Source organism: Phenylobacterium sp. (assembly GCF_030693805.1).
GTDB lineage: Bacteria > Pseudomonadota > Alphaproteobacteria > Caulobacterales > Caulobacteraceae > Phenylobacterium.
Genome location: NZ_JAUXZW010000319.1, coordinates 1 through 1,324 on the forward strand (window position 1 = coordinate 1; position 1,324 = coordinate 1,324).

The 1,324-nt window shown below is 61.5% G+C and carries 2 protein-coding genes; one reads left to right on the forward strand and one right to left on the reverse strand.

Annotated features, from left to right (window positions below):
• On the reverse strand, positions 1-279 hold a 279-nt coding region (locus Q8M88_RS12505), incomplete at its 3' end, for a GNAT family N-acyltransferase (protein WP_305597487.1).
• A gap of 129 nt (positions 280-408) precedes the next feature.
• On the opposite strand from Q8M88_RS12505, the gene Q8M88_RS12510 reads away from it, so the two are divergent.
• Entirely contained in the window at positions 409-966 is a 558-nt protein-coding gene (locus tag Q8M88_RS12510) for a hypothetical protein (protein WP_305597488.1), read from the forward strand.
• The last annotated feature ends 358 nt before the right edge of the window (positions 967-1,324 follow it).

Below are 1,324 nucleotides of genomic sequence, written 5' to 3' on the forward strand. Positions count from 1 at the left end.
ATGATCGCAATATTTGTCGAACCGGTCGGCGTCGCGTCGCGTGAAGGCCGTGCGCGCGTCGGGAATGGCGCCGCCTTCCTTGTAGAAGACGTCGTAACGCAGGCGCTGCGCCTTGCGCACTTCCCTCTTGCCGCGCGCGAGCCGCACTTCGAGCGCGCCGAGACGACCAAGCGTTTCATTGAGCGTTTTCTTGGCCGCTTTCGGCTTTTTTGCATCCGCTTGCGGAAAATTGACGAGGGCGAAGATCGTCTGACCGAAATCCGCGTTAACCGTCCACATGTGCGACTCGCTCCGCTGCGATCTCCCCGCTTGAAGATCACGGGGAGGCGAAGCTTTTGTGACGCGAGAATTGCTGCTGTGACGCACCAGTTGCGGTTTACACTTGAATGTCTCGCGCCAGGAGTCCGAATGTTAAAATCTCATCTGACCGTCAGCGCGGCGATCTGCGCTTTTGTTTTCGCAACGGTCGCGGCGCAGGCGGAGCCGCTCCCTTTGCTTGGATGTTACGCGCGCGCCTATGACACGGCGCATCTTTCCGCCCATAAAAAACAGATCGTCGACAAAGCGTGGCTGTCGATCGAGACGCGAAAAGACACGCCGCCCTATCCGTTTTCGGCGACGCTGCAATTTTCGACCAAGGGGCGCGGCAAGGCGACCTTCTCCACCTTCGGCGCCTGCAAGGAGGACCGCGGCGGCCTTTTGTGCAACGCATCGCTCTCCGCCGAGGAAACCGACCGCTGCAAGGCCAAGAACGACGGCGTGCATCATTGCCGGATCGGCTACAGCGAGTCCGGCGCGTTCCGGCTCGCCGCGCAGCCCGAGGGCGTGCGCGTGAGCGTCGTCGAGCGGTTGGAAATGCCGGGGCCCGATGCGGGCGGGCGCTCCAGCTATCTCTATCTCAGCCCGGACAATGCGGAGAACCACGCCTTTTTGCTCCAGCCCGCGGCGGCGCAAGCCTGCAAGTAGCGGCGGAGGACAGTCCTCCTCGAGCGATGAGGAGCCATCTTCAGTATGCGCGTAAGAGCCGAGCCCGTTTCTGAAGGCGGGCAGTCCTCGTCCTTCGAGACGCCGCCTTTGGCGGCTCCTCAGTATGAGGACTGCTGGCGCACCGTGAGCTCAAGCGCAATGCGCAGTTAACCAAACGCAACGTCCACCGCCATGCCCTCACCCTGAGGAGCCTGCGATAGCAGGCGTCTCGAAGGGCGAGGGCTGATGCGCGCTGATGCAGCTCAAAAAGTCCCGCTTGCCGAATCTGCGCAGATGCCGGACGCTCATTCCTACCCGACTGGAGTTTTCCCCTTTATCCACTAACTTATCCACATGT

Coding starts and splice junctions, on each gene's coding strand:
- Q8M88_RS12510 (WP_305597488.1), top strand. CDS start 409: ATGTTAAAATCTCATCTGACCGTCAGCGCGGCGATCTGCGCTTTTGTT.